Here is a 6,062-nt window from a genome sequence, read left to right on the forward strand (position 1 = left end):
AGGTTAAAATTAAAAGAGAAGTCAAGCAATGCCCTTAGCCTTTACAAAGGCTGCAACGTTTTCAACTTGGCTCTTTGCTCTTGCTTCCATGACTTTGCTCTTGCCCTCTTCTATTGGCACCTTCCTAAAGAGGTCTTCGTGGAGTTTTACAACATCTTCTGGTGGCTTAGTTAAGAGGCTGACTATGATTATTATCACCAGAGTTACAAAGAAGTTAACGAAGAACACTGGAACGTCTTTGAACCAACCGCCTATTACCCCAAATATTCCTGGAGCATCGGGGTGGAATGCCCATCCATAGATTTTTGCCTCTAAAAGGACTTCGCTGAGCAGTCCGTACGCCATTCCTATGATTCCAGCTTCTTTTGTAACGCGCTTCCACCATAGGCTGAGGGTAAGTATTGGTCCAAATCCTACTGCTAAACCTCCCCACGCAGTGGCAACCATCGCATAGACAAATTTGCTCCCGCTCATTGCGTAGTACATGGCTATAATTGCAATCGCCAGAACAACTACCCTACCTATGTTAACCATCTGCTTCTTTCCAAGCTCTTTACCAAGTACTTTGTGGTATAAGTCTCTCGAGACTGCTGAAGACGCCACCAAAAGCTGTGAATCTGCTGTACTCATTATAGCTGAGATTATACCGGCTATAACAAACCCTGCAAGCCATGAGGGCATTAGCTCAAGTGCCATTGCAGGAATAACTTTTTCTGGATCAGAGACTTTCAACATGCCGCCTTGATAAAGTGCGAATCCAAGGAATCCCGCAAAGAAAGCTCCCCACAGCACAAGAATTGTCCAGATACCACTTATAAATATTCCAGGTCTTCTAAGCTTTCTGGGATCTTCAACACTCATGTACCTCGTGACTATATGGGGCTGGCCCAAGTATCCTACTATCCATGAAGCATATCCTATGGCAAAGATTATTGCCGCTATCCCAACTGCTCCTCCAAAGGGATGTAGCTTAGCAGGGTCTGCCTGGGCTATCAAGGAGGTCGCCCTTTCAAGCCCTCCTACCTTTCCTAGTGCTAGGAGTGGTACAATGATAAGTGTGGACACCATGAAGAGTGCCTGAACAACATCTGTCCAAACTACTGCAAAGAAACCTCCCGTAATAACATAAGCTGTTAATATGGCCACAGTAAGGAGTATACCGCTGTTTATGCTTATGTTAAATGCTTCACTTAATGCCTTACCTCCAGCTGCGAACTGAGCTGCCACATAGGCCGTCATAAATACTAGGATAATGGCCGCACCAATTATTCTAATTAACTTTGTATTGTCCTTCAATCTTGCCTCAAGGTAATCTGGCACTGTTATTGCTCTGAATTTACCTGCATAGATTCTAAGTCTTGGGCCAATTAACACATAGTCTGCCAGTGTTCCAAAGAGACACCCAATTCCTGCCCAAAACGCTCCCAAACCGGCTTTAAAGGCGGCTCCAGGATATCCAAGCATTAACCATCCACTGAAATCACTTGCTTTATCACTCAATGAAGCAGCCAAAATGTGGACTTTCCTTCCACCCACAAAGTACTGGTCTTCTGTCTTTGTGAACTTGTTAGCCCACCAACCGATGTAAGCCAAAATCACCAAATATACTAAAAATCCAAGTAGAACTCCGGGGTTCATGCTTTACCCCCCTCTAGCTCTTTTAGAAGATCCTCGTCGTAAGCTAGAATCTCTTCATCTACGTAGTATTCCTTTCCTGTAATTCTGTCCCAGTAGCCATAGAGCACCATCACTATAATTCCCAAAATTGTGGGAATAATTAAAGTTGCCCAAGCTGCACCACTGAGGCCCATATTGCACCACCTCAAAAGTAATTAGGGTGTTGGGCAATGCCCAACATTGCATTTAGGTACTTTACATTTATAAATATATCGACGTAAAATAGTTTTAAATGTATCGATGTTTACTTTGGACATTATTCAATGAACACAAATTCAAGTATAACATTTTAAATCGTTAAAGTTAAAGATTGAAAGGGGTGTCTAAAAGATGCTAAAGGTTAAAGTCATGAAACCGATATTCAGGCCAGAAGTTCCCGCTAAGTTTGTGCTGTATCCCTATTCGATATTCCATATAAAGCTCTTCTATAAGCGCCTAGGGAGAAAAGATAGGGAGCTAGATTACTTTGCCTATGTTGATCTTTATCGATTTGGGGTGGAGAGAGGAGATGACTTCATAGAACTTGAAGAATGGGTTGTGAAAGATAACGTGATCATGGAAGAAAACTGTCATTATGATGAAGCCAAAGAGAAAGCTATCGAAAGTGCATTCATGTGGGGCAACATGATGGTAATCTCATGGTGGACTCCGAGGATAGAAGTCGTCAGGGAAGCAAAGGCATATAAGGTTTTCTGGATATTTGAAGAGAACGGGGAGGAATACGTCATGGACAGTCTTACCGGGGAAAAGTTCAAATTAAAGGATCTTACGTAATTACCTAGCATGAATCTCAACTATATCTCCATCTTCAAGAACATGATCTGGCCCAACTCTCTGTCCTGGGAACTTTGCGCTCTTTCCCCACACCCTTGCATACTTAAAGTTCTTTGCGAAGTCTTTATGGATTCTCTCCGCCACATCAAGAACGGTTGAGCCTTTTTTAAGGGCGATAGGAGGATAAGCCGGCTCTTCACCAGGTGATTTGGTGAAAACCCTTATTATACCTGCAAGTTCATAGAGCTCTTCTTTGAGAGTTTCAATATTTGCCATCTTTTTCGCAGAAACGGGCACTATTTTAAACCTATCCCCATAAGCTTTAACGAGCTTTTCGTAGTTCTCTTTGCTCCCCGGTGCATCGCCTTTGTTGGCAATGATTATTGCCTTCCTCCATACGAGGCTCTCATCAAGAGCATCTGAAAACTCTTCAAGGGTAACAGGTTCCTTTACAGTGATCTCAGCACTGTGAATGCCTTCTTCCCTAAGCATTTTCATGACTTCGCTTATATCTCCCTGGATCAAATCCTGCCCGTTGATTACAATTCCACCCATTGGCATTCTCTTTATCTCCACTTTTGGCTTTCTTTTGTTGATTTTTATTCCAGCACGTTCAAATTCTTTCAATATTATCTCCATCTGCTTTATTGGGTCTTGAGAAAGATCAACGACGATAGCTATTGCATCGGCATTTCTTATGACGCTCAAAAGCTGCGTCCCCATGCCTTTACCCAGGGCAGCTCCTTCTATCAAACCCGGCACTTCCACGAGTTGGATCTGAACGTCTTTGTGCTTCATCATGCCCGGAATTGGCTCAACTGTCGTGAAAGGGTAATCGGCAACATCCGCATCAACGCCCGCAAGAACCTTAAGAAGTGAAGATTTTCCGACGTTTGGCAAACCCGCGAGAACTATCTGGGCGGCACCTTCCTTTTTAACGCTAAATGAATAACCTCCCCCTTTTCGTTGGCTTTGCTGCTTTTCCAGTTCTTTCCTGAGCTCTGCTAGCTTTCTCTTTATTTGGAGTCTGAGCTTCTCTGTTCCCTTGTGCTTTGGCACAGTGGCATACATTTTCTCTAATGCCCTTATTTTTTCAGGTATTGTTTTAGCTTGTCTGTATTCCTCTTCCGCCGCTAGATATTCTGCTGTTACGTTTGTTGGCATTTCTACTCACCCCTCCTTCTCTAGCCCATTAGAGGTATGATGGAGGGTTTTTATAAATCTATGGTGTGAAACTATCATCAACTTTATATACTTTCTCGAAAAATTTTAGGGTGGTGAGAATATGAAGGGACTTTTAGATGAAATTGATAAGGAAATCTTGAGGGTGCTTCAAAAAAATAGCCGTACTCCCCTGAGAGAAATATCCAAGCGAGTTGGACTTGCAGAATCAACAGTCTATGAAAGGATTAAGAAGCTGAAGGAGAGAGGAATAATAAAGAAATTCACGATTATCCTTGATCCAGAGTCCCTTGGCTTTCATCTGCTGGCTTTCATATTGATAAAGGCAAAAGCTGGAAAGTATGCTGAAGTTGCCGAGAAGCTCATCGCCTATCCAGAGATAGTGGAAATTTATGAAACCACGGGCGATTACGACATGATACTCAAGATAAGAACGAGGAGCAGCGAAGAGCTCAACGACTTTCTTGATAAGATAGGGGAGATAGAAGGCGTTGTTGCGACCCATACAATGGTCGTGCTGAAGATACACAAAGAGACAACCGAGCTTCCACTTTAAATTTTCCCCTCTGCATAAAGTTTATGATAGGCTTTCAAAAGGGCATCCCTTACCCTCTTTGGCCCGTATCTTCTCACCGCGCTTTTTAATCCTTCGGAATAAACCCTTTTAACTATTAAATCAACATCGGGAGAATCTTTTAGGCTGTTTTCTACATAGAGCTTTGCTATCTCCTCTGGATCTCTGTAGTTCAGTCCCTTAAGCCATTTTAAGGGGATTCCGCTTTCGAACTTCTTTATTACCTCAAACTCAATTATCGTCACTTCGTCATCTCCATGGAGTTCCCCGTATATCTTGTTCAATGCATCTACTAGCTCTTTGACATCCTTAAACCCGTCTTTTTTTGCATCCTGATTTGTAAGCTCCTTAACCTTTTTCTTCTCCACTTTTGTGATTTTTACCTTTGCAACGGCGGTGTCGCTTGGTGTTATTACCAGATAAACCTCGCTTCCGGGTTTTGCCTCATACTCCCCAAATCTAATCGTGGTGGTTTTTTTCCCGCTTAGTATTTTGGATTTGTATGAATTATCTATCAGCAGGAACTTCCTTATTTGAACCATCCTTGAGCACCTCTAAAATCTCCGGAAGCTCTAAGAGGTCGTTAATTTTGAAATCAGCGTACTCCTCATATTCAAGCTCTCTGTCTGCGTATTTGCCATAGCGGAACCATACAGTGTGCATTCCCACCCTTTTTGCCCCATAGATGTCTGAATAAAGCCTGTCCCCCACCATCAATGCCTCTTCCGGAGACACTTCAAATATCTTAAGGGCTTTTTGGTATATTTTCGGATGTGGCTTTTTCACCCCTTCAAAGTCTGAGACCACCATATGCTCAAAGAAATCATCTAAATCAAGCCTTAGAACCTTCTCCCACTGCTTTATTGGATTGCCATCGGTTATGATGCCCAATCGGTAGCCCATCTCTCTGAGTTTGATGAGGGTTTTTCTTGCGTGCTTAACTTCCCTTATGTGGGCAAATTTGGTGTTGTGATAGGCTATAACCCCGGCGGCAACCCACTTGGGGTTGTATTTTAGATCAAGCCTCCTGAGAAGGTAATCAAAGTGATGAGGAAAATTGCTCCCGTATTCGTTTATGAGCTCTAAAAGTTCGTTATAGGCAGTGTCAAAATCAACAGGCATTCCGTGCTGGATCATGTTTTCTATGGCGTTTTTTCTGGCAAGCTCAGCTAAGCGAGAGGTGTCCACAAGGGTATCATCGAGATCAAAAAACACGACCCTTATCATTTTACTCCCCACTTAAATAAAAAGGTTAAAGTATTTAACTTTTCCCTATGTCGAGATAAAAGGATTTCATCTTTTGCTTTTCCTCTCTTAGCTTTCTAAAGTATTCATCCTCTCGAATGAGCTCATCAAGAAGGTCTTCAAGCTTCCACGTTAGGGACGTGGGCGTTGTGGTTGCAAAGATTGGGTTAATTCCTTGAGAGCGAACCCCCTTAATAACCTTCTTTACCTCTTCATTTGAGAGGTTGTGCATTATGATGAACTTTTTCCAGTGCCAGTTGCCGCTTCCTTGGAAAGTAGGGGCCTTTGCTACAACTTCCTCCACAACCCAGTCCCTGCAGTATTCCGGGACCTCATAAATGTCGAACTCACTTAAGATCTCTCTCACCCTGGAAACTTCATCCTGCTCAAACCCTATTATGAGTATCATACCACCACCCTTAACAGCCTTTATCTTTTAAGCATCTTTTAACCTTTGCCAAAAGATGTTCGATACTGTTAGGATAACTGGGGTATCACCTCCTGAAGCCATTCAGTAACATCACCCGGAGGTCCACCAAACCTAGAATGAATTCTGACAAAATTATACCAAAAAGCAAACAGAAAAACAAACCTATGAACTCTTTTCCAG

8 protein-coding genes and 1 pseudogene are annotated in these 6,062 nt (G+C 42.7%); 2 read left to right on the forward strand and 7 right to left on the reverse strand.

The features are described from left to right. Nucleotides 1-21: 21 nt before the first annotated feature. Both NF859_RS06400 and NF859_RS06405 read right to left on the reverse strand, forming a co-directional pair. Nucleotides 22-1,638 (reverse strand): sodium/proline symporter, encoded by a 1,617-nt coding sequence (locus tag NF859_RS06400; RefSeq protein ID WP_252743504.1) that lies wholly within the window; start codon nucleotides 1,636-1,638, stop codon nucleotides 22-24. After that, nucleotides 1,635-1,811, reverse strand: a complete 177-nt coding sequence (locus NF859_RS06405) for a hypothetical protein (RefSeq protein ID WP_252743505.1) — start codon at nucleotides 1,809-1,811, stop codon at nucleotides 1,635-1,637. Before NF859_RS06405 ends, NF859_RS06400 begins: the two co-directional genes overlap by 4 nt. A 196-nt stretch (nucleotides 1,812-2,007) precedes the next feature. On the opposite strand from NF859_RS06405, the gene NF859_RS06410 reads away from it, so the two are divergent. Then, a complete protein-coding gene (locus NF859_RS06410) occupies nucleotides 2,008-2,451 on the forward strand; it encodes a hypothetical protein (protein ID WP_252743506.1) in 444 nt (147 codons plus the stop codon). Here the strand turns inward: NF859_RS06410 and NF859_RS06415 are convergent, their stop codons facing one another. Further along, the gene (locus tag NF859_RS06415; protein WP_252743507.1) at nucleotides 2,452-3,615 is read right to left on the reverse strand and encodes an OBG GTPase family GTP-binding protein; all 1,164 of its coding nucleotides are present in this window, start codon (nucleotides 3,613-3,615) and stop codon (nucleotides 2,452-2,454) included. A gap of 121 nt (nucleotides 3,616-3,736) precedes the next feature. On the opposite strand from NF859_RS06415, the gene NF859_RS06420 reads away from it, so the two are divergent. Next, the gene (locus NF859_RS06420; RefSeq protein WP_020953588.1) at nucleotides 3,737-4,189 is read left to right on the forward strand and encodes an Lrp/AsnC family transcriptional regulator; all 453 of its coding nucleotides are present in this window, start codon (nucleotides 3,737-3,739) and stop codon (nucleotides 4,187-4,189) included. Here NF859_RS06420 and NF859_RS06425 read toward each other — a convergent pair. The 4 genes and pseudogenes from NF859_RS06425 to NF859_RS06440 all read right to left on the reverse strand — a co-directional run. After that, complete coding sequence (locus tag NF859_RS06425) at nucleotides 4,186-4,749, reverse strand: ASCH domain-containing protein (protein WP_252743508.1); 564 nt, start codon at nucleotides 4,747-4,749, stop codon at nucleotides 4,186-4,188. The genes NF859_RS06420 and NF859_RS06425 overlap by 4 nt on opposite strands. Continuing rightward, entirely contained in the window at nucleotides 4,715-5,434 is a 720-nt protein-coding gene (locus NF859_RS06430; protein ID WP_252743509.1) for a TIGR02253 family HAD-type hydrolase, read from the reverse strand. The genes NF859_RS06425 and NF859_RS06430 overlap by 35 nt, the downstream gene beginning before the upstream one ends. Before the next feature lie 34 nt (nucleotides 5,435-5,468). Further along, on the reverse strand, nucleotides 5,469-5,861 hold the full coding sequence (locus NF859_RS06435; protein ID WP_252743510.1) for a DUF3783 domain-containing protein: 393 nt from the start codon (nucleotides 5,859-5,861) through the stop codon (nucleotides 5,469-5,471). Between the two features lie 68 nt (nucleotides 5,862-5,929). Continuing rightward, nucleotides 5,930-6,062 (reverse strand): annotated as a pseudogene (locus NF859_RS06440) (IS6 family transposase); the annotation flags it as partial.

Origin of the sequence: Thermococcus alcaliphilus, from assembly GCF_024054535.1 — an archaeon.
Taxonomy (GTDB): domain Archaea; phylum Methanobacteriota_B; class Thermococci; order Thermococcales; family Thermococcaceae; genus Thermococcus_A; species Thermococcus_A alcaliphilus.